Source organism: Hymenobacter fodinae (genome assembly GCF_004745825.1).
Lineage (GTDB): Bacteria > Bacteroidota > Bacteroidia > Cytophagales > Hymenobacteraceae > Hymenobacter > Hymenobacter fodinae.
Genome location: NZ_SRLA01000001.1, coordinates 1,267,834 through 1,287,688, shown reverse-complemented (window position 1 = coordinate 1,287,688; position 19,855 = coordinate 1,267,834). Strand labels below are relative to the sequence as shown.

Annotated in this window: 18 protein-coding genes; 11 read left to right on the top strand and 7 right to left on the bottom strand. The window is 55.2% G+C overall.

Features of this window, described 5'->3' with window-relative positions:
• Positions 1-33: 33 nt before the first annotated feature.
• Positions 34-696: a hypothetical protein gene (locus tag EU556_RS05505; protein ID WP_135431809.1), complete on the bottom strand. Its 663-nt coding sequence runs from the start codon at positions 694-696 to the stop codon at positions 34-36.
• A gap of 157 nt (positions 697-853) precedes the next feature.
• Between EU556_RS05505 and EU556_RS05500 the strand changes: the two genes are divergently transcribed.
• The 5 genes from EU556_RS05500 (at position 854) to EU556_RS05480 (ending at position 4,925) form a co-directional block, all read left to right on the top strand.
• Entirely contained in the window at positions 854-1,213 is a 360-nt protein-coding gene (locus EU556_RS05500; protein ID WP_135431807.1) for a hypothetical protein, read from the top strand.
• Positions 1,214-2,031: 818 nt separating this feature from the next.
• Positions 2,032-2,451 (top strand): hypothetical protein, encoded by a 420-nt coding sequence (locus EU556_RS05495; RefSeq protein ID WP_135431806.1) that lies wholly within the window; start codon positions 2,032-2,034, stop codon positions 2,449-2,451.
• Between the two features lie 39 nt (positions 2,452-2,490).
• The gene (locus tag EU556_RS05490; protein WP_135431804.1) at positions 2,491-3,285 is read left to right on the top strand and encodes an NUDIX hydrolase; all 795 of its coding nucleotides are present in this window, start codon (positions 2,491-2,493) and stop codon (positions 3,283-3,285) included.
• A gap of 8 nt (positions 3,286-3,293) precedes the next feature.
• Positions 3,294-4,235, top strand: coding sequence for a UbiA family prenyltransferase (locus tag EU556_RS05485; RefSeq protein ID WP_245327442.1), 942 nt, complete (start codon positions 3,294-3,296; stop codon positions 4,233-4,235).
• Positions 4,236-4,322: 87 nt separating this feature from the next.
• Positions 4,323-4,925 (top strand): hypothetical protein, encoded by a 603-nt coding sequence (locus EU556_RS05480; RefSeq protein WP_135431802.1) that lies wholly within the window; start codon positions 4,323-4,325, stop codon positions 4,923-4,925.
• A 46-nt stretch (positions 4,926-4,971) separates the two neighbouring features.
• On the opposite strand, the gene EU556_RS05475 is transcribed toward EU556_RS05480, so the two are convergent.
• Entirely contained in the window at positions 4,972-5,631 is a 660-nt protein-coding gene (locus EU556_RS05475; RefSeq protein WP_135431800.1) for a DsbA family protein, read from the bottom strand.
• A 298-nt stretch (positions 5,632-5,929) separates the two neighbouring features.
• Between EU556_RS05475 and EU556_RS05470 the strand changes: the two genes are divergently transcribed.
• Complete coding sequence (locus tag EU556_RS05470; protein WP_167855465.1) at positions 5,930-8,251, top strand: beta strand repeat-containing protein; 2,322 nt, start codon at positions 5,930-5,932, stop codon at positions 8,249-8,251.
• 91 nt (positions 8,252-8,342) lie between these two features.
• Here the strand turns inward: EU556_RS05470 and rho are convergent, their stop codons facing one another.
• The gene (rho, locus tag EU556_RS05465) at positions 8,343-10,568 is read right to left on the bottom strand and encodes a transcription termination factor Rho (RefSeq protein WP_135431796.1); all 2,226 of its coding nucleotides are present in this window, start codon (positions 10,566-10,568) and stop codon (positions 8,343-8,345) included.
• 703 nt (positions 10,569-11,271) lie between these two features.
• Between rho and serS the strand changes: the two genes are divergently transcribed.
• Entirely contained in the window at positions 11,272-12,546 is a 1,275-nt protein-coding gene (gene serS, locus EU556_RS05460) for a serine--tRNA ligase (protein ID WP_135431794.1), read from the top strand.
• Positions 12,547-12,677: 131 nt separating this feature from the next.
• On the opposite strand, the gene EU556_RS05455 is transcribed toward serS, so the two are convergent.
• The 4 genes from EU556_RS05455 to EU556_RS05440 form a co-directional block, all read right to left on the bottom strand.
• Positions 12,678-12,944: a UBP-type zinc finger domain-containing protein gene (locus EU556_RS05455; protein WP_135431792.1), complete on the bottom strand. Its 267-nt coding sequence runs from the start codon at positions 12,942-12,944 to the stop codon at positions 12,678-12,680.
• Positions 12,945-12,976: 32 nt separating this feature from the next.
• Entirely contained in the window at positions 12,977-13,423 is a 447-nt protein-coding gene (locus EU556_RS05450; RefSeq protein ID WP_135431790.1) for an OsmC family protein, read from the bottom strand.
• 130 nt (positions 13,424-13,553) lie between these two features.
• On the bottom strand, positions 13,554-14,618 hold the full coding sequence (locus EU556_RS05445) for a glycosyltransferase family 9 protein (protein WP_135431788.1): 1,065 nt from the start codon (positions 14,616-14,618) through the stop codon (positions 13,554-13,556).
• A gap of 98 nt (positions 14,619-14,716) precedes the next feature.
• Complete coding sequence (locus EU556_RS05440; RefSeq protein WP_135431786.1) at positions 14,717-16,468, bottom strand: DNA polymerase/3'-5' exonuclease PolX; 1,752 nt, start codon at positions 16,466-16,468, stop codon at positions 14,717-14,719.
• A 211-nt stretch (positions 16,469-16,679) separates the two neighbouring features.
• On the opposite strand from EU556_RS05440, the gene EU556_RS05435 reads away from it, so the two are divergent.
• The 4 genes from EU556_RS05435 to EU556_RS05420 all read left to right on the top strand — a co-directional run bounded on the left by EU556_RS05435 (position 16,680) and on the right by EU556_RS05420 (position 19,811).
• Positions 16,680-17,075, top strand: coding sequence for a hypothetical protein (locus EU556_RS05435; RefSeq protein ID WP_135431784.1), 396 nt, complete (start codon positions 16,680-16,682; stop codon positions 17,073-17,075).
• 77 nt (positions 17,076-17,152) lie between these two features.
• A complete protein-coding gene (locus EU556_RS05430; RefSeq protein WP_135431782.1) occupies positions 17,153-17,533 on the top strand; it encodes a hypothetical protein in 381 nt (126 codons plus the stop codon).
• Between the two features lie 104 nt (positions 17,534-17,637).
• Positions 17,638-18,045, top strand: a complete 408-nt coding sequence (locus EU556_RS05425; protein ID WP_135431780.1) for an EVE domain-containing protein — start codon at positions 17,638-17,640, stop codon at positions 18,043-18,045.
• 185 nt (positions 18,046-18,230) lie between these two features.
• A complete protein-coding gene (locus tag EU556_RS05420) occupies positions 18,231-19,811 on the top strand; it encodes a hypothetical protein (protein WP_135431778.1) in 1,581 nt (526 codons plus the stop codon).
• The last annotated feature ends 44 nt before the right edge of the window (positions 19,812-19,855 follow it).

The following is a 19,855-nucleotide window of genomic DNA, read 5'->3' as shown; positions in this document are numbered from 1 at the left end:
GCCAGTAGGAATGGTAAAATGGCAGGCGGGTGGCTAGGCCTGTTTCCGCTCGTAGCGGTTGTACATGAGCAGGCCGTAGAGGATGTGCCCAAACCCAAAACCGAGCGCAAAGAACGCCAACCCAAAGCCGGGGAGCAACACAGCTACTAATCCGAGCACAATTTCGGTAAGGCCAAGCCACCGAATTTCGTCAAGCGTGTACTTGCTGCCATTAAGTAAAGCGAGGCCGTAAAAGGTGAGCAGCCCTGGCACTACTAGGCTCACTGCGCCCCGCACAAACAGCGCTAGACAAAACAACCCGCCCGCAATCAGCGGAATAGCCAAACTAAGAGCCAAGCGTCGGCCCAGGGCACTCCAAACCGGCAGGCCCGCCCGACGCGCCCGGCGTACCGTGAAGAACGTGGCAACAACTAATGCTACTGCAATTATTGCTAATGCGAAGCCTAACAGGTAAGGCAGCACCAGCCAGCGCTCCTCCTCAGTGCTTTGCAACAGCCGCAAGTAGCCTACTGAGCCATAGCTGCTGCTTGGAAACCACTGCAGCAAAAACCAGTGGCCTAGGCCTGCCCCCGCCAGCGCCACCACGCCCGCCCCTACTCCGGAGAGGCCGCTCAGGGAGATGAAGCGGGAAGAACGCTCCATGATGGCGCGAATCTCGGTAAGCTGGGCGAGCGGATCGGTAGCGGGCTGCATCATAGCTAAAAGCACTTTGTATTACAAAGCACGTAAAGTTATTCGGCATTGCAAACACTCTTGACTACATTTTTTGCCCCTTTTGGAGATTACTTAACGTTACGCCCCTACCCCTTGCGCAGCAGTAGGTGCCCACGTCTAATCTTATACCCCTGCATTTATGCTTTCCAAGGGCTTCTTCACACTATTGGAATACAAGCTAACTGAAGCGCTGGCCGAGTCCGAAGATGAAGACCTACGCAGATGCTGGTGCGATGGGGTGCTTGACGCTGAATGGGCAGAGGAATACTTGCCTCACTATGTCAGGAAAAGTAAGGTCATAGTGCTGCGAGCGTGGATAGAAGGCTCCAACCACAAAATGCTCATCAACCAAATGCACCCATTACACTTGCATCTAGGCCGGCTGTCGTTTAGAGCTTATTTGCGAGGCGAAGACTTGGTCCAATGGATTGTTGAGGGCATAGATCCTACTCAGGTTACAGTAGATGAGCGCGAAGCCTTCCACATACAACTGCCTTAGACTTATGTAACAGCCATTATTGGCCACTCTTTCAATATCTGGGTTGACAACATACATTCATAACATTATAGCATAGTCTAGAAACGCGTTTACCACTACCTCATGACTAGCCGGCAGCGCCTCCCCCGCTGTTCTGGCTCTCTCGGTTGTGGGGTGCATTCTTTGCTATTCCGTGCTTTTATCTGATTATTCTATTCATCCATAGCAGTACAAATCATCAGGGGCTGTAACATCTTTATTACTGGGCGTTCTGGCTATCTACCCACTGATGTTAGCCGGAGCATTAGTAGGTAATGTGTTGCGCATGCCCATAATGCCATTCTTATTCAAAAGGGCGGATGCGGGGGCGACTGCCCCCTCCCGAGTAGTTTGGCTAGAGAAGGTACGCTGCTGCTCTTTGCGGCCTCGGTGCTCTTTTGCGTGTTTGTCTCCTAGTCTTTTCATCCGGCTTCACCGTTGCGAGCCTAACACAATCAAAGCCAGCGAATATGCCATTGGCTTTGCTATGAATTTTCTATTTCCTCAGTTTGCCGTGGATGCTGACAGCACCTATAGCAGCCTGCTGGGTCTGCCGCGACTGGCTCCGCCCAATAACCAATATTTCTGTATAAACAGCTAATATCTAACCCAAAGGCCCCGTGTTTCCCAAAGCCGGAAGAGCGGTGTCAAAATAGAGCTGGTTTTCCCATTAAAACACGGTTTTCAGGCAAACTAGCGCGCTTTTGCCTTCCGTATATCCCGGTGTTCTTATCCTCCAACCAGTACCACCTTTCTCCTGATTGCAGTCGGAGCAGTGGCCTAGCTTATTTCACTCTATTATGGTTAACTCTTACTCGTCCGTTCACTCTACTCTTATCCGGACATTGCTACTATGGCTGCTTAGCAATTTAGGCGGCACGCTGTGGCTGATCATAGATTTCTCACTGGAGCGGCTGACGGATTACACAGTTGCGCTATTGGTAGGCCTAGTGGCGGCCATGATTTCCCTGGCTATTATTCCGCTTGTAGTACCGTTTTTCGCCGTCATGACCCGCTATTCCGATTGGCCGCGGCGGACGATGGCACTGATTGGGGTAGGGCTTTTTTTCCTAGTAGCCAACTATTTACTACTGCTATTATTGCCGGTAACCTCCCTCACGGGCCTGCTTGATTTGTCTTTGCCGTACTTAGGTTCCGCCATCCTGACCGTGCTCTGGCTATATGGTCCGGCGGCCCGGCCGGCCCTGGCACAATCGTAGGCCAGTAGCCCCGCGGCTCGTTTCTGCGTACGTACGCGGGTGAAAGTTCGCCTCCAGCTATTTGAGTTTGAAGATCTGCCTTGGTTTCCGCGCGTAATTCGGGCGGGTATGATGGACTACCTACGCTTCATGATTTCGGCGCTGGGTACCTACCAACCCATTGTACCCTTGCTGCAACGCGCCTTACAACTCACCCACCAGCCACAGATTGTGGAACTCGGGGCCGGGGCTGGCGGAGGTACTGAGGGCGTGCTGCGGGCTTTGCAAACCACTGGCCTACCACCGGCTCGCATCTGCCTTACTGATTTGTATCCTCAGCCTGAGGCCTGGCAGCTGTTGGCTCGGCGCACGCCCGGCCTGAGCTTTGAAGCCACCTCCGTGGATGCCACCGCTGTGCCTGCCGGTTTAGTAGGCTTCCGGACGGTGTTTTCGGCTTTTCATCATTTTGCCCCTCCCACGGCCGAAGCTATTCTGGCCGATGCCGTGCGCCACCGCGCCGGTATTGGCGTGTTTGAAGGAGCCGGCAAGCACTGGGCCGAAATCGGGTTAGCACTCACCGTACTGCCCATTGCCCAGCTACTGATAACACCATTTATCCGGCCGTTCCGGTGGAGCCGGCTGTTTTTTACGTATCTGGTGCCGCTCATCCCGTTGTTTACAATCTGGGATGGGTGCGTCTCGATTCTGCGCATGTACCCACCGGAGCAGCTGTTGGCCCTGGCACGCCGCGCTGACCCGTCCGGCGCCTTCACTTGGCAATCAGGAAAAGTCCGTCATTGGTGGGGGCCGCAGGTGACGTACTTGGTGGGAGTTCCGCGAGAAAATACGCCGTAAGCCGTAGCTTGCGCCGTTCGCCCTTCCGGAACCTGCTCCTGCCCTTTGCCCCACGGCTCCGTCTGCCCATGCCACTTGCCGCCTATCGTCGCGCGCTGCCTCTGCTGCGCATTCCATTTTCTGTGTACCTGATGCCGGTGTTCTGGTTTGGCTTGAGCGCCCTGCGGGAGCCCTTCAGCCTGGCGCGGGCTGCGGGGGTGTTTGTGGTGTTGCACCTACTGGCCTACCCCGCTTCCAATGGCTACAACAGCTACTACGACCGGGATGAGGAAAGCATTGGCGGCCTAAAACACCCACCTAAAGTGTCAAGGGAGTTGTTGCACTTAGTCTGGTTGTTTGATGCGCTGGCTATTGTGGGGGGAGTGCTTCTATCTCCGTTGTTTGGCGCTTTGGTAGCGGGCTATCTGCTGGTATCGAAGGCCTACAGCTTTGAGGGGATTCGGCTAAAAAAGTACCCATTACTCAGTACGCTGGTGGTAGTGGTGTTTCAGGGAGCCTATACATTCCTGATGACCCAAGTAGGCGTGCACGCCAGCTCCACCGAAATATTGGCGCCGCAAAACCTCTTACTGGCCTTAGTGAGCAGCTTGTTTCTGTGCGGTTCTTACCCCCTCACTCAGGTATATCAGCACCAGGAAGACGCCCGCCGCGGCGACCAAACCCTGAGTTTACGTTTGGGCATCCGGGGTACTTTCCTGTTTGCGGGGCTAGGCCTCCTCACGGGGGCAGCCGTTTTGGCAGTGGCCTACATCTGGCGGCAGGAGCTCCCTAACCTGCTGATTTTTCTGCTGGCCACGGGGCCCGTGGTGGTTTTGTTTCTAAGCTGGGCCCGGGCTGTGTGGATGTCACCAGCCCAGGCCAATTTCGAGCGGACCATGCGCATGAATCAGGTTTCCTCCGTGTGTCTAAGCGCGGCCTTTCTCCTGATGTTGCTCCGGCAATGGCTCTAGGCCTGTTGCCGCACCCAGCTCAACCTGAACCGTACTTTCCTGCGTAGAAAGCCTTATTCTCTACTACGCTCCCAAATCACGTATTGTATGCGGCGCACTCTTCTTTGCTTGCTACCCTTGGTGGCAGCGTGCTCGTCACCTTCTGAGCAAGCTAGCACAGTTTCGTCCTCCGATACTGCTCCAGCCACCGCCGAGCCCATGGATACGGCTCGGCCGGCCATAGTCAATGCCCAGTCTGACACGTTGAAAACGGTACGGAAGCGGCACATCTTTTCGGCTCCCGCTACCCCCGATGTTTTCACGCTGGCGCTACGAGGCCCAAACCTACTTAGCAGCGAGGCCACGTTTACCATTACCACCACTGGCGGTCAGGTAATTTTTCGGGAAGTGCTAACCGCTCCCGATTTAGAAGCAGCTCTGGTATATGAGATGAAGGATTCTACCGCTACGCAAGCGGAGCGCGAGGCTTACGTACGCCGCCGCATGGATGAGTTCTTTGCCGAAAAAAACTTCCAGCGCCCAGCCTTACCGGCTAGTGCCACCTACCAACCTGGCCTAGCTGACCGCACGGCCTGGGATGATCTGCACCAGCGTTCCGATGCCCTTGGCTTTCATTACCTCGTGGGGAAGGAAGACCGTCGGGTAATTGCTTGGTCCCCGTTACGCAAGCAGGTAATCCGCGTGCAGTAACGGCCTCTGCGTTTTTACAGAATCCAGAAACCCAATGCCCAGGTGGCTAGGCCTCTGCAGCTTGCTGCAGAGCCTGCTCTAGGCCTTGAGCAAATGCGTCATAGGGTTGATAACCCCGACTAAGTACATACCCCTGCGACCCTACGCGCAGAATACTCGTGGGGAAGCCCTGCACGCCAATTCGGCTAACGGCCGCAAATTCCTGTTGCACTGCAGTAGCAGTTCCGGGTTGTTCATACACCCGCCTAAATTCATCGGCCTTGATTCCATAGGGCTGCACAAAAACTTCATAAGTAGCCACGGCATTCAGATCCTCGCCGCGCTCAAATAAGGCTATTTGCACATCGTGCGCGAAAGCCGCTGCTCTGCCTTCGGGGTCAAGCTGCCGGAACGCATGCAGGGCACGGGCTGGCGGTTCAGAATTCTGGACGTAGGTTCCTGCCTGGCCTAGCTGTTTGTAGGCCTCTCCAAATTGTACTCCGGTTACCTGCTCTACTTGGCGTAAGGAGGTTGTAATGTACTCCCACGTGTCCCCAATCGGGCCTACCTCTTCCTGCGTAATCATGCCGCCGCTAAGTATACCAATGGTAATGCGACCGGCATATTCTTGGGCTACTCGCTGTATAACTGGGCTCATACCATAGCACCAGCCACAATAAGCATCATATATATAAAGTAGCTCGGGAAGGTCTTGTGTTGTAGTCATAGCGTGCAAAGAACTTAGATGTACCTCCCATAAACAACCATGCTTTTCAAAATGCAATATGTATGCTTGAGGTTAAGTAGTTGTGGTTAATTATTTTACTTACAACCCAAATTAGAGCTACGTTATAAACATTTGAACAATAGTTTTTTAAAAATCCCAAAACCAGATAATTCCTATTAAATATTGAAAGGGAATATGTACATATTTACTGACTTAGTTTCATATCTTCCTGACCAACTCTCCCTTTTCTTCGCTCAATTTCATGCGTATACGTTCTACTTTCTTAACACACCTAATAGTGCCTCAACCCCTAAAAACAGGACTTTTTGCTGCTTGCCTTCTAAGTGCTCCGTTAGTCTCCTTCGGAGAAACTCTTAAATGGGTTGGAGGATTTGAGGCTAGTATTACAGCTGCTACTAGCTGGATAGTTGTAGATCCTAATACATACCAGCCAGCTGGTACTGTAAACAAAGCACCGACGACCAGCGACATCCTAATTTTTGATGGTGCGCAGACTCCCACCCCTGTTGTACAAACCGTAGCTGGCAACCAAGATTTTGGACAGATACGATTAATCAACAATGCTGCCGTAGAGCTTGTCGCACCATCTAATGGTAATGGAGAAGGCATTATCAGGATTAGCAACTTGGCTAATGATGATTTGGTAATACCTACAGGCTCATCCCTAACCCTGCGTTCCACAGCTGCTACAACAAACCGTTACATCGTTATAACCCTTGCTGCTGGTGCAACTGGCACTATAGGCGGAGCTGTGAGCCTAAATGGAAATTCCAATGGTTCTGCTTTGCCTCAACGTTTGTTAGCAGCTACAGCTGGGGCAATTCAAGTTCAAAATAATGGCATTATTACGGCAAGAAACATAATTGGCTATCCATTTGGCACGACTGGATCTATTCCTACCGGGAATAACAATGTAAACCAAGACCTTGCTACTACTGCTGGTTCAGTAGTCTTTAATGCTGGTTCTACCTTTGAACAATTAACTGGTGGATATGCATTCAGCAATGGCGCCAGCCCAGTTACTGTTTTTAACAGTGGTAGCACCTACATTTATTCTGGTACCCCTAGTGCAAGTACCTTTTCGCCTACGGCCCAACAATATGGCAATCTGCAACTGTTAACAGGTGTTACAGTCACGGGCAGCAATATGGTTATCCTTAACGACCTTACAGTAACTGGGGTAACAGCAAATTTAAATTCTTTAAATACCTCTATTGGGGGAAACGTTGTTATTAATAGCAATGCTACTCCGACTGCAGGTGTGCTAAACTTTATACCTGCTAGCGCCAGCAATGTTACCCTTAACGGAACCGCACTTCAGCTGGTAGGCGGCATCGGGACCGGGACAGGTTCGGGTACTTTAACATTTGGAGGCAACGCACGACTAGTAATTAATAATACTTCGGCTTCAGGAGTTACTATGCTCAAAGCTGTAACAGTGCCTGCTGGTTTAACTCTAACAAATGGTATTTTAACTACACTCTCTACAGGCACCATTAGCAATGCCATTACGGTACCTTTTAACGTCAATACTAACTCTGATGCCTTGCTCACCGGTGGGAGCGGTACTAGCTTTGTAAATGGCCCCCTAACTCGTTCTACTAACGCCACTGCTAGCGGGCAGCCTAATATTGTGTATCCTATCGGTGCTATCAGGGGTACAACCCCTGTTTATCGCCCTCTTACTTTCTCGCCAAATCAGCCCACTGCCGGCACTTATACCGCGCAGCAATTTGAAGGGGCACCTGTAAATCGCACATTCCCTGCTAGTACTGATGGCAGCATCAAACGTGTATCACGTATCCGCTACTTCACATTATCGTCTACAAGCGGTACATTCAACAACGGCCGTATCACCTTGACGTTCGGTCCCGACGATCAGGTTGACAACGCTAACGCTCTACGTGTTGCCCAAAGTGTCGGTACTACATGGGTAGGCCTAACTGGAAATACTACCTTCACCGCTGCTGCTGCTCCGTATGCGACAGGCTCTATTACCACTAGCCAACCATTTAATACTTTAGGAGATTTCGTACTGGCTAGCACCCAGCTCAGCCAAGCTCCTGGCAACAACCCTCTCCCGGTTAACTTGATCAGCTTTACAGCCCTGCGCCAGTCACAAAATGTATTTGTTAAGTGGGCTACTGCTACAGAAAAGAACAATGCTTATTTCGAGGTACAGCGGAGCATTGACAGTAAGAACTTTACGACCGTTGGTAGAGTGAACGGCCAAGGGACTACTGCTACGGGTACTACGTATAATTTCACTGATCGAAAGCCTCTTGCAACCACGACTTATTATCGCCTCCGTCAGGTAGACACGGATGGAACAGAAACGTATTCCTCTGTAGCTGCAGTTGCCGGCACCGATAAAATTGAGGCCTCCTTCTACCCTAACCCGACCAACAGCCAGGTTACTCTACCTGCGGTAAGTGGCTTAGTGAAGTACCGCATTTACACAGCTACCGGGCAGAATGTGGCCACTGGGCAAGCTGCCGGCGGTTCAGTTGTTGATATACAGCACGTGCCTATGGGCGTGTATTTCTTGGAGCTCATTTCCGCTGACAAGCACAATGTACAGCGCTTTGTAAAGCAATAGCAATAACTCAACACTAAGCCCTAGGCCACTAAAAAGCCCGCCTCCATGTACATGGGGGGCGGGCTTTTTAGTGGCCTAGGGCTTAGTATGATTAGCCGTTCATGGCCATCAGGAACTCTTCATTGTCGCGGGTTCCTTTCATGCGGTCTTTCAGGAACTCCATGGCTTCAGAGGCCGTCATGTCCGACATAAACTTGCGTAACACCCAGATGCGGTTTAGCTCATCCTTGCTCATAAGCAAGTCTTCGCGGCGGGTACCAGATGCCGGCACGTCAATGGCGGGGAAGATGCGCTTGTTAGCCAATTTGCGGTCTAGCTGCAGTTCCATGTTGCCGGTACCTTTGAATTCCTCAAAGATTACCTCGTCCATCTTCGAGCCGGTCTCAATCAAGGCAGTGGCAATGATGGTCAACGAACCACCATCCTCTACGTTACGGGCCGCACCAAAGAAGCGCTTCGGCTTGTGCAGAGCGTTGGCATCCACACCACCCGAAAGAATCTTACCGGAGGCGGGCTGCACCGTGTTGTAGGCCCGGGCTAGACGCGTGATAGAGTCGAGCAGAATTACCACGTCATGTCCGCACTCCACGAGGCGCTTGGCCTTCTCCATGGCAATGGTGGCAATCTTCACGTGGCGGTCAGCAGTTTCATCGAAGGTAGAGCTGAGCACCTCGGCCTTCACTGAGCGAGCCATATCCGTCACTTCCTCGGGGCGTTCATCGATGAGCAGAATCATCAGGTACACCTCGGGGTGGTTTTCGGAAATAGCGTTGGCAATTTCCTGCAGCAGCACCGTTTTACCGGTTTTAGGCTGAGCCACAATCAGACCGCGTTGTCCTTTACCAATAGGAGCAAACAAATCCAGAATGCGCGTGCTGTACTGCGCCGATTTGGTTGTGAGCTTCAGGCGCTCTTCCGCAAACAGCGGCGTAAGGTTGTTGAACGGAATCCGGTCGCGGGCTTCCTCTACAGAACGACCGTTGATGCTCTCCACTCCTACCAAGGCAAAATACTTCTCGCCTTCGCGGGGTGGGCGTATGGTGCACTTTACCGTATCGCCAGCTTTAAGGCCAAACTGCTTCACCTGCTGGGGCGACACGTAAATATCGTCGGGGGAAGCGAGGTAGTTGTAGAAGGGGCTGCGCAGGAAGCCGTAGCCACCGTCGGGCATCATCTCCAACGTACCATCGCCCGGAATCACGATATCAAGCTCCTGCCGGGCGGGACGCTGCTCCTGGTTTTGGCGAACCTCGCCGTTCTGGCGCTGCTCTACGCCCTGCCCTTGGCGTTGCTCCAGCCGCTCGGCTAGGCGCTGCTGGCGTTGTTGCTCACGCGCAGCATAACGCTCTTCCCGGCGCTGCTCCCGGCCTTCACGGCTATCGGGGCGAACAACGCCTTCGCGTACAATCCGGGGGGCATCGTTGCGGAATTCCCGAGGCTGATCGACGCGAACATCCTGGCGGGGCTCCCGACCATTCTGGCTGACGTCCTGCCGGTTCTCCCGGAAGTCACGGGGCTCCCGGCCATCACGGGTAAAGCGCTGTTCGCGGCCGTCGCGCAAGGGAGCGGGGGCCGTAGGGTCAATAGGACGCAGCTCGCGGGGAAGCACCTGGGGCACTGCTGGCGCGGCCGCAACTTCTTGCTCGGCAGGGACTGCAGCGGGCTGGGCATCAGCTACCGGAGCTTCAGGCTGAGCCTGCTCCGTTGCTACTGCCGCTCCGTTAGCGGCCGGCTGCTGCATGGGCCGACCATTCCGGTCGGTGCGCTGGCGGCGTTCTGGGCGCTGATAAATCTTGATGGGACGGTCAGCGCCATTTTCGGCGGCGGCAGGTTCGGGGGCAGCGGCAGGAGCTGGAGCTTCCGCAACAGGGGCGGGCGTCGTATCGGCTGGGGCGGCTTCGGGAGCGGGCGCAGGTGCAACCGGGGCGGGAGCCTCAGGGGCCTCAGCTACGGGAGCCTCTGCAGCGGGGGCTTCCGCAACAGCAACGGCGGGCTCAGGAGCCGGGCGGGTGGCTTTGGCAGCGGGGCGGGCCGGACGAGTGGGCCGGGGAGCCCGGGCTGGACGAGCCGGCGCGGGAGCCTCAGCAACGGCAACCTCCTCACTGGGTGCTTCGGTGGAGCTGGCGGCCTCTGCTTTTGAAGCAGCTGATTTCACTTTTTTAGGAATCTTGTCTGGCGGCGTTATAGCTTGTTGATCTAGAATCTTATAGATAAGATCCTGCTTACTGAGTTTTTTGAAGTTGCCGACACGTAGCTCTTCTGCAATTTCCTTTAACTCGGACAGCAGACGGTCCTTCAACTCTTCGATAGTGTACATATAAGAAGCTGGGCGAAAAAATCAGGCGGGGCACAAAGCCAAATGGGAGGCAGCACAGGCCATTCCGGACACAAAGGCAACCGCAGTGCGGCGCGCATTCAACAGGATTCGGGAACGAATACGGAGGGGTAGTAGCGGGGTGGCGCTAAAGACAAAACGGACCGTACGCGAGGAAATATACTTACTGCGGGTCCGGTATCAGCTGCCGGCTTGCTAACGCAATGTTAGCTTAATACGGATGAACTGCCAAATCGGATACGGTAATTTTAGCTCCCAAATTTTTCAGTACTCAGCAATTGTACGAATCCTGGTAGACTAAGGCAATGCGAAGCTATTGAATAGCCGCTGCAATACGTCATTCGGGAGCAGCCTTACCGTGCTAGGCCAGGGCTATAGTTGCTTAACGCCCTGGTTTTGAGAGAAAGTTCATCTTGCCTTGTACTTGGTCATCAGCTGTTGTTCTAAAAGGCAATCTGTCCCTGGCATTTTGTAGTTCTCTCGGAGACGGTTGAGCTGATGTGCGAGACAACCTTTTATTACAACTACTCCGCAACCTCAACTGTAGCCGGTTACGCAAGAGATTAACCTCTGCTTCCTGACAACCGTACCGACTGGCCTAGATGCGGGTTAATCTGATTACTCTGCAACATCTGTTAATCATCTTCCTACTTTTGCTGTATCTAAATCCGCGTTTTCTGCTATTATGCTGCAAGTTTCCGTATTGAAAGAGCACACTGATGCGGTGCTGGCCGGCTTGGCCAAGAAGCATTACAAGACTGCTGAGGCCGATGTACAGGCTATTCTGGAGCTAGACCAGCGCCGCCGCCACCTGCAAACGGAGCACGATTCCGCGCAGGCAGAAGCCAATGAGCTGGCCCGCCAGATTGGTACACTGATGAAGTCTGGCGATAAAGCGGGGGCGGAAACGCTAAAGCAGCGCACCGCAGAGCTTAAGCAGCAAACGAAAGCCCACGCCGATGAGCTAGCCCAAGTAGAATCGGCTCTGCAGCAGACGCTGTACAAGCTACCCAACCTGCCCCACAGCAGTGTACCCGAAGGCCGCAGCGCTCAGGACAACGAGGTAGTGCGCGAGGTGGGCCCGCAGCCCCAGTTGCCCGCCGATGCCCTCCCCCACTGGGAGTTGATCAAGAAGTATGATATCATCGACTTCGAGCTAGGAAATAAAATTACGGGCGCGGGTTTCCCAGTGTACAAGAAGCAAGGCGCCCGCCTGCAACGCGCGCTCATCAACTTCTTTCTTGACGAAGCCCGCAACGCAGGTTACGACGAAGTGCAACCTCCTATCTTGGTAAATGAGGCTTCCGGCTACGGCACGGGCCAGCTCCCTGATAAGGAGGGCCAGATGTACCACGATGCGCAGGACAACCTCTACCTCATCCCTACGGCAGAGGTGCCCATCACGAACCTCTACCGCGACGAGATTGTGGGTACTGAGCGCCTGCCCGTGCGCAACGCCGGCTACACGCCGTGCTTCCGCCGCGAGGCTGGTAGCTGGGGTGCCGATGTACGCGGCCTCAACCGCCTGCACCAGTTCGACAAGGTGGAAATTGTGCAGATTACCCACCCCGACCACAGTTACCAGCAGCTGGAAGAGATGCTAGGCCACATTGAGGGCCTGCTGCAGAAGCTAGAGTTGCCCTACCGTGTGCTGCGCCTCTGCGGCGGCGACATGGGCTTTACCTCGGCCCTCACCTACGACCTGGAAGTGTGGAGTGCCGCCCAAGGCCGCTGGCTGGAAGTATCGTCCTGCTCGAACTTTGAAACCTATCAGGCCAACCGCCTGAAGTTGCGATATCGCGCTGAAAACGGCAAAACTCAGCTCTTACACACGCTCAACGGCTCAGCCTTGGCCCTGCCGCGCATTGTGGCTGCTCTGCTCGAAAATAACCAGACGCCGGAAGGCATCCGGTTGCCCCAGGTGCTGCACTCATATTGCGGGTTTGATAAAATTGCCTAAGCCACAAGCCTAGGCCACTAAACGCAACACGCGCCCCTTACTGAGTAGGGGGCGCGTGTTGCGTTTAGTGGCCTAGACAAATGAGCCAGCTTGTATTCTAGCTGTCGAGCTAAGATGGCTTATTTGGCAGCCTAGTATTCGGCTAGTTGCTGGTCTTTGTAGCACCATGCCCATTGCTCGCCGGGCTCGGCAGAGGTAACAACGGGGTGCTCCGTTGCCCGGAAGTGCTGGGTGGCGTGCTTGTTTTTGGAGGAGTCGCAGCAGCCAACGTGCCCGCAGGTTTGGCATACGCGCAGGTGCACCCAGGTATCGCCTATAGCTACGCACTCGGGGCAGATGTGCTCAGTGGGGGCAGGCAGCAGGGTTTCGATGGATTGCAGATGTGAACAGAGGGCCATACGTGAAATGCGAGTTTTAAAGTTGAGGTACGCTAAGCAGTTACCACAGTAGTAAGCACCCGGAAGGCGCCGCTAGTCAGGGCCTTCTGCACGGGGCATTTATCGGCAATGATGTGCAGGCGCTGCAGCTGCTCAGCAGTGAGCGGCCCCAGCAGACGGAGTTCTTTGCGCACCTCCTCTAGCGTTTCCCCCGCCGACTCACACTTGTCGCAGTCTTGGCGGTGCACCCGCTCGTGGCTCAGGCGCACTTCAATGGCTTCGAGGGGCCACTTCTTCTGATTGGCGTAGAGGCGCAGCGTAATAGCGGTGCAAGAGCCCAGCGCCGATAGTAGCATGTCATAAGGCGTAGGGCCTCGGTCTAGGCCACCCACGGCCACTGGCTCATCAATAAAGAAGGTGTGTGCCCCGGCCTGCACATCGGCCAGCAGTGCCTCAGCACCCACTCGCACTACCACTGTTTTTTCGGTTTTCTCAAGCATAGCTACGCTATAGGCCACATGGGCGCGTTCGTGTTGTCTGGTTAGGTTGAAGGCCCCGATAAGATAGCAGCTTTCCTCTGGTTACGCCATCAATCAACCCCCTACTGTTGAGCTATACGCGAAACCTGGACTATCGTCCATCGTGGGCGGGGGGCAGGTCGAGGTCGAAACGAATGTCGCGCATGCAGCGAAAATGTCCCTGCGGGCATTTCTCGTAGCCAATTTTAGAGCACGGCCGGCAGCCCAGACCCTTCACCTCCAGCACCCGAAACTCGGTGCGGTACGGGTACATGCCAAACTCCGGTACTGTATTGCCCCACACGCTGAAAATTTCCTTTCTGAAAGCCGCGGCAATGTGCATCAGGCCAGTATCATGGCTTACTACAAAGCGGGCCTGCCGCACCAAAGAGGCAGATTGATTTAGCGAGAACTTACCGCAGGCATTGAAAATCACCGTTCGGGCCGGCGTATCATTAGCCCCCGATGACGGAAAATAATAGGGGCTTTCCGGAATGCGACCCGGCTCTGGCGGCGACACCGCTACTTCCTTATCGAAGGCTAGTTCTATAATATGGCCGGTGCTTTCGTCTTCGGGGCCTCCTAATAGCACCACCGGCTGGCGTAATAATCCGCACAGTTCAATTATGCGCTCAACGGGCAAGCGTTTGGTGGCGTGCTGCGCCCCAATGGCAAAGGCCACGTACCCGCGCTGGAAGCCCGGCGGCAACGTGCTACTATCCACTTCATCCTTGGCCGGAATAAAATAGTCTAGGCCTAGGCCATCTGGCTTCACGCCCAAGGGCGCCGCCGCGGCCATATAACGGTCTACGATGTGCTGCCGGGGCAGGGTGTTGATTTTCCAGTTCACCAACAGCCACTTGCGCAGGTTTAGCTTATCGAAGCTCGAAGACTTCACGCCTAGTTGCAGCTTAATAAGCGAGGTGCGCAGGTTGTTGTGCAGGTCAACTACGAAATCAAACTGCTCGGCCTTCAGCTCGGCCACCAACTCCGGCAAGCTGCCCGTCAGGTAATGGCCTTTGTCTACGTTGGGGTTCGGCTCGATGAGGCCCCTGTACGCCGGCTTGGTAGCCACGTGCACTACGGCCCCCGGCACTTGCTGCTTTATGCCCCGGAGCACCGGCGTGGTGAGAACAATATCGCCAATGGAAGAAAAGCGCAGGACGAGAATTTTCATATAATGCTTTGCGACTGGTGGCCTGCCACTGAACTCCTGCTCAGAAGTAACATGAATGATGGCTCCTGAACACGTGAGCAGTCCCAATCAACTACCGGCTACCCAAACAACGAGTCCTTAAATTCCAGAGGGGGCTTGATGGCGGCTTTGCGTTGCGCGAAATACTCCGCTGCTTCTGCCGCCGACTTCGTGTTGAAGGTCATTTCCTTGGTTAGGCCACCCTTGCGCCCCATAAACACCCCGTAGCGCATATCGGCGTAGCCGTTGGTGTGGTGGGCGTCGGGGTTGATGCTGAGCATTACCCCTTTGTCGAGGGCGTAGCGCACCCAGCGCCAATCCAAGTCGAGGCGCCAGGGGTTGGCGTTTATCTCGATAATAACCTTATGCTCGGCGCAGGCATCAATTACGGCCTTATGGTCGAGGGGGTAGCCTTCGCGCCGCAGCAGCAAGCGGCCGGTGGGGTGGCCTAGCATGGTGGTATAGGGGTTCTCAATGGCTCGCAGCACCCGAGTAGTGGCTTTGCGCTCGTCCATGCGCAGGTTGCTGTGCACCGAGGCCACCACAAAGTCGAAAGATTCGAGCACGGTGGGCGTATAGTCCAGGGAACCGTCACTGAGTATATCCGACTCAATGCCCTTGAAAATCCGGAATGGGGCCAGTTCTTGGTTTAGCTCATCTACCTCGCGCTGCTGCTGGCGCACGCGCTCCGGTGTGAGGCCGTTGGCGTAGTGTGCCGCCTGCGAGTGGTCGCAGATACCCAGATACTCGTAGCCCTGGTCGCGCAGGAAAGTGGCCATTTCTCGCAGGCTGTGGCTACCATCAGAGTACGTACTATGGTTGTGCAGGGAACCCCGCAGATCTTTGTTTTCGAGCAGAAGAGGCAGCTTTTGCGCTTGGGCCAGGGCCAGCTCGCCTAGGCCCTCCCGCAACTCAGGCTCCACGTACTGTAGGCCTGCCTTCTGGTAAATGTCCGCTTCCTGCTCAAACCGTTCTTTCTTCAGCAGCTGGCGTAAAGTGGCGGGCCGACTGGGCGCCGCCTCGGCCAGCGTCTCCGAAAGATGGGCTTCGGCGGCAGAATGCAGGAATAGTTGGTTGGTAAAATTGGCTGGCGACACCAGCACGACTTCTACTTTCACACCGGAGGGAGTGGCCGTGCCGCGCCAGGCAAATGGTCCACTGCGGCGCGGGTCGGGCGTGATACCCTGAATCTTATCCAGCAGCTCGTGGGCGGCGTCGGGCTGGGTGGTGGCGGCTACCAGGGTAACGGTTTCTACTACCTCAAGGCGGCGGCGCACTTCACCGGCCACGGCCACTTGCTCGGTTTGCAGGGCTTCCCGCAGGTGGTTGGCTAGGTCCTGTGCCAACTCTTCTGCCTGCGGGTACAGCAGCTTGCCTTGGCTTTGGCTGGAAAATTCCAGCGCGGCCAGTATAGTCTCCTGCGTCTTTTTCCCGAAGCCCTTGAGCTTGCTGACCTCATCTTTCTCGGCAGCCTCGCGAAGCTGCTCAGGGCTTTCCACGCCCAGGTCTTTCCACAGCGTCCGGATTTTCTTGGGCCCGATGCCTTTCACCTGCAACAGCTCCACCACCCCGGGAGGCGTAATGCTCAGCAGCCGGGTTAGCTCCTCAAATGTTCCCGTATCCAGCATTTCGGCTACACGGGCAGCGGCCGTTTTGCTAAGGCCCGTGCGGTCGGGCAGGCCCGTGCGCTCCACATCCGACACCGGAAAGCTCAGGGCTTCCAGCGCACTGGCGGTGCCTTCGTAGGCCCGGATTTTAAACGGATTTTCGTCGTGCAGCTCCAGGAGCTGAGCGGCCAAACGGAAGGCACGGATAAGAGCGCGGTTGTCCACGGGAGCAGGATAAGAGGGCGGAAAAATGAGGGTGGGGCAAATGTACGGGGCAAAGTTGTAGATTGGCGGCTCGTTGGAGCCACTTGCAGCTACTACCCCTTTGCCTGCACTCCTGATGGCACTTCCCTTTCTAACGCAATTGGCTTTTTACCGTTATCTGCAGAAGACATTACCGTCTGCTACTAGCCACTTGCCCAAACCGCCCTCTCCTATGCGTTTGTTCACCATGTTAGCCTGCCTGAGCGTGCTGCTACTGGCCGCCACCTGCAAACCCGGCGCCGATACAACCATGAAACTGCAACAGCTTGAGCGCACCTGGCTGCACGCCCACGAGGAAGATCAGGCCGATGTGAGCGTGTACCGCCCCAACACCTACGCCTTCCCTCCCTCCCGGGGCCGTACCGGTTTTGCCTTCGACCACAACGGGCTATTCACGCAGTTTGATATTGCCCCCACCGATGGTATTGAGGGCCGCAAAGGCCGCTGGACCGTTGAAAACGACCATACCCTGCGCATCACGCTCGACGATAAGAAAGACCCTGATTACCTGCTGGAAATTGTCTCGCTAGAGAACGACGTTCTAAAGGTGCGCCGCAAAGATCTGTAGTGCTTGCAACGTTTCTAACCCCGAAAGGCCTCCTCAACAAGGGGGCCTTTTTCATATCACCTGCTTCACTATATATCATGCGCATTCTTACTAGCTTATTTGCAAGTGCTTGTCTACTCATTGTGAGTAGCTGTAAAGAAGACACGGTTACGCCCAAGAATCTATTCGGGCGGCAATGGTATAACTCGTTTGAGCAAGACCAGAATGGCTTTTTCACCTTCCGTACTACTTCTCAAACCATCGGTTGGCGTTATGATGCTTTCCGAATGGAGACGGACGGCAGCTTCATTGAGTATGGCCTAGGCCCCTCTGATGCTGGCGAAGAGCGCCCTGGCACCTGGACGGAAACCGGTAAACACACCTACCAGATCAAGTTCACGGATGCACAACGGCAAGGATACACGCTTGAGGTGCAGGGAGTAGACACGGAAACACTACGAGCGCGCCGCATTTATTAACAACCCGTAGCCCGGCACGCTGTGCGGGCAGGCCTAGGCCAGTAGTACTGGCTAGGCCTGCCGCTTCTGCGTACGCACGCCTCTTCTTTTGTAGCTTGCAGGCCATGAACTATTGGCTTGTAAAATCTGAACCCGCGGCCTACTCCTGGGCCGATTTCAACCGCGACGGTGGCACCGACTGGACTGGTGTGCGCAACTACCAGGCACGTAATTTTCTGCAGCAAATGCAGCCCGGCGACCTGGTGCTGTACTATCACAGCGTCAGCGACAAGGAAGTAGTGGGCGTGGCCCAGGTAGCTGCCCCAGCCGCCCCCGATGCTACCGCCGAGGCAGGCAGTGGCTGGGTGGCCGTGCACCTAAAGCCCCAGGAGCCCCTACCCCGTCCAGTATCCCTCGCCCAAATCAAGCAAGATCAGCGCCTGAGTCAGATAGGCCTACTGCGGCAGTCACGCCTGTCGGTGATGCCGCTGCGGGCCGAGGAGTTTGATGTGATTCTGGAGCTTGGGGCGTAACATATCCGCCTTCGGAAGTACCCTCGCGGCTGCCCAGTAGGCGGCCGCTTTTTTTATGCCTGAACCCATATGGAATACCTGCGGTTGGGGCATCAAGTATCTGCCAGTGCGCGCGGCAATGCGGCTACTTCATTGTATCTTACTTCTAGTACTGACTCCGCCTGGCCTACGTACCTCTTCGCCCTATGAAATACGCGTATCCTGCCCTTTTCCTGCTGCTGAGCTGGTTTCTGGCACCTGCCAGTGCTCAAACGCCGCCCACCCCACCCGCCCCCAAACAAACGGCTCGCTTAGAGCTTCCCCTGGAGTCTTACAGCAGTGATGTGCATGTACAAACGCTGCCCGAAGACAGTAGCCTGGTAGTATTGGTGGAGAGAGACCTGCCGTTATCCACCAAATCGGAGTTTTACTTTCAGCACTACAACCACCAGCTACAGCCGGGGCGCAAGCTGGTGCTGGAAGTACCCCGAGAGTACGAGTTCAGCCAGATTTGCGCCGAGGGCTCTGATGTGTACGCGCTGTTTACCTCCTCCACTCAGGGCAAGCTGTGGGTCGCGGCCTTCGATACCCGCACTGGGGAACTAGGCAAAGGCGAATTCGACACGAAGCTGACGCGCTACGTGCATAACATGAAGGCCTTGGGCGGTAACCTGTTTGTTACGGTAGGCCTAGATCAGCACCTGACTATTCTGCTGCTGGATTTGCACACGGCGCAGTTTAAGTTTTTGCCCTCCGTGTATGAGCCGCTGCCGGCTACTCTTACCTTCCTGGCCGACTCCGTCACGAAACGGGCTGAATTTATCCTGAGCGAATCAAATGGGTTTAAGTCGCGCCTGCAGGTGAAGCAGCTCTCTGAGCAGGGCCAATTGCTGCGCTCGGAGTTTGTGCAGGCCGAAAGCGAGCGGGGCCTCATCTCGGCCCAGCTCAGCCCCGGCGACAGCGCCGCCCGCTTGCTGGCCGGCACCTATACCCTACGCGACTCCCGCTATTCGCAGGGCTTGTTTGCGGCCGACCTAACCGCGGGCGTTACGGAAACTGGTCAGCGCCGCTCCTTGCGCTTTTATGATTTCCTGAATCTGAAGCACTTCTTCGATTTCATGAGCCCTGCGCGCGTGGCCCGTATGCGCCAGCGGAACCAGAAGCTGCGGGCCGCTTCTCGCCAGCACCGCCTCCGTTACCGCCTACTCATGCACGATATGATTCCCTTCCAGGGTGCGTACGTACTGGTAGCTGAAGTGTATTATCCACGCTACCAGTATGGCTACGGCACGTATTACAATACAGCGGCTTACCTGCCCATGTACAACCCGCTATACGGAGCTAACTCGTACAACCGCGGCTACAACCGCAATGGCCGCAACGTAGATGGCTACCGGTTCACCCATGCCCTAGTGTGCGCCTTCGATCGGCACGGCAACCTGCTCTGGGATAATGCCTTTTTGCTGAAGGACGTGGAAACCGGCGAGCTGGCTGAAACTGTGCAAGTGCGCCCCATGCCCGATGGCAAGCGCTTGGTGCTGAGCTACCTCTACGAAGACAAGCTGCGCTACAAAATCATTGACCAGGCCACTTCTTCGCCCAATGATTTAGAGGCCGTATTACGCACAGGCGAAGAAAGCCACCCCGAGAAAACGCTGGGTACTTCTAACTCCGAGTTGCAGGCTTGGTACGGTAGCAAGTTTGTGGCCTACGGCTACCAGCGCATTCGCTCATCGGGGTTCACTACCCGGAATGTGTTTTTCATAAATGCTATTGCCTTTGAGTAGGCCACTGCCCCGAACAGGTTACTCGCAACTACGTATGTCAGGGG

Bases quoted from the DNA above. Each gene is read 5' to 3' on its own strand.
- EU556_RS05505 (WP_135431809.1), bottom strand. From the start codon at position 696: ATGATGCAGCCCGCTACCGATCCGCTCGCCCAGCTTACCGAGATTCGC.
- EU556_RS05500 (WP_135431807.1), top strand. From the start codon at position 854: ATGCTTTCCAAGGGCTTCTTCACACTATTGGAATACAAGCTAACTGAA.
- EU556_RS05495 (WP_135431806.1), top strand. From the start codon at position 2,032: ATGGTTAACTCTTACTCGTCCGTTCACTCTACTCTTATCCGGACATTG.
- EU556_RS05480 (WP_135431802.1), top strand. From the start codon at position 4,323: ATGCGGCGCACTCTTCTTTGCTTGCTACCCTTGGTGGCAGCGTGCTCG.
- EU556_RS05475 (WP_135431800.1), bottom strand. From the start codon at position 5,631: ATGACTACAACACAAGACCTTCCCGAGCTACTTTATATATATGATGCT.
- rho (WP_135431796.1), bottom strand. From the start codon at position 10,568: ATGTACACTATCGAAGAGTTGAAGGACCGTCTGCTGTCCGAGTTAAAG.
- serS (WP_135431794.1), top strand. From the start codon at position 11,272: ATGCTGCAAGTTTCCGTATTGAAAGAGCACACTGATGCGGTGCTGGCC.
- EU556_RS05455 (WP_135431792.1), bottom strand. From the start codon at position 12,944: ATGGCCCTCTGTTCACATCTGCAATCCATCGAAACCCTGCTGCCTGCC.
- EU556_RS05450 (WP_135431790.1), bottom strand. From the start codon at position 13,423: ATGCTTGAGAAAACCGAAAAAACAGTGGTAGTGCGAGTGGGTGCTGAG.
- EU556_RS05445 (WP_135431788.1), bottom strand. From the start codon at position 14,618: ATGAAAATTCTCGTCCTGCGCTTTTCTTCCATTGGCGATATTGTTCTC.
- EU556_RS05435 (WP_135431784.1), top strand. From the start codon at position 16,680: ATGCGTTTGTTCACCATGTTAGCCTGCCTGAGCGTGCTGCTACTGGCC.
- EU556_RS05430 (WP_135431782.1), top strand. From the start codon at position 17,153: ATGCGCATTCTTACTAGCTTATTTGCAAGTGCTTGTCTACTCATTGTG.
- EU556_RS05425 (WP_135431780.1), top strand. From the start codon at position 17,638: ATGAACTATTGGCTTGTAAAATCTGAACCCGCGGCCTACTCCTGGGCC.
- EU556_RS05420 (WP_135431778.1), top strand. From the start codon at position 18,231: ATGAAATACGCGTATCCTGCCCTTTTCCTGCTGCTGAGCTGGTTTCTG.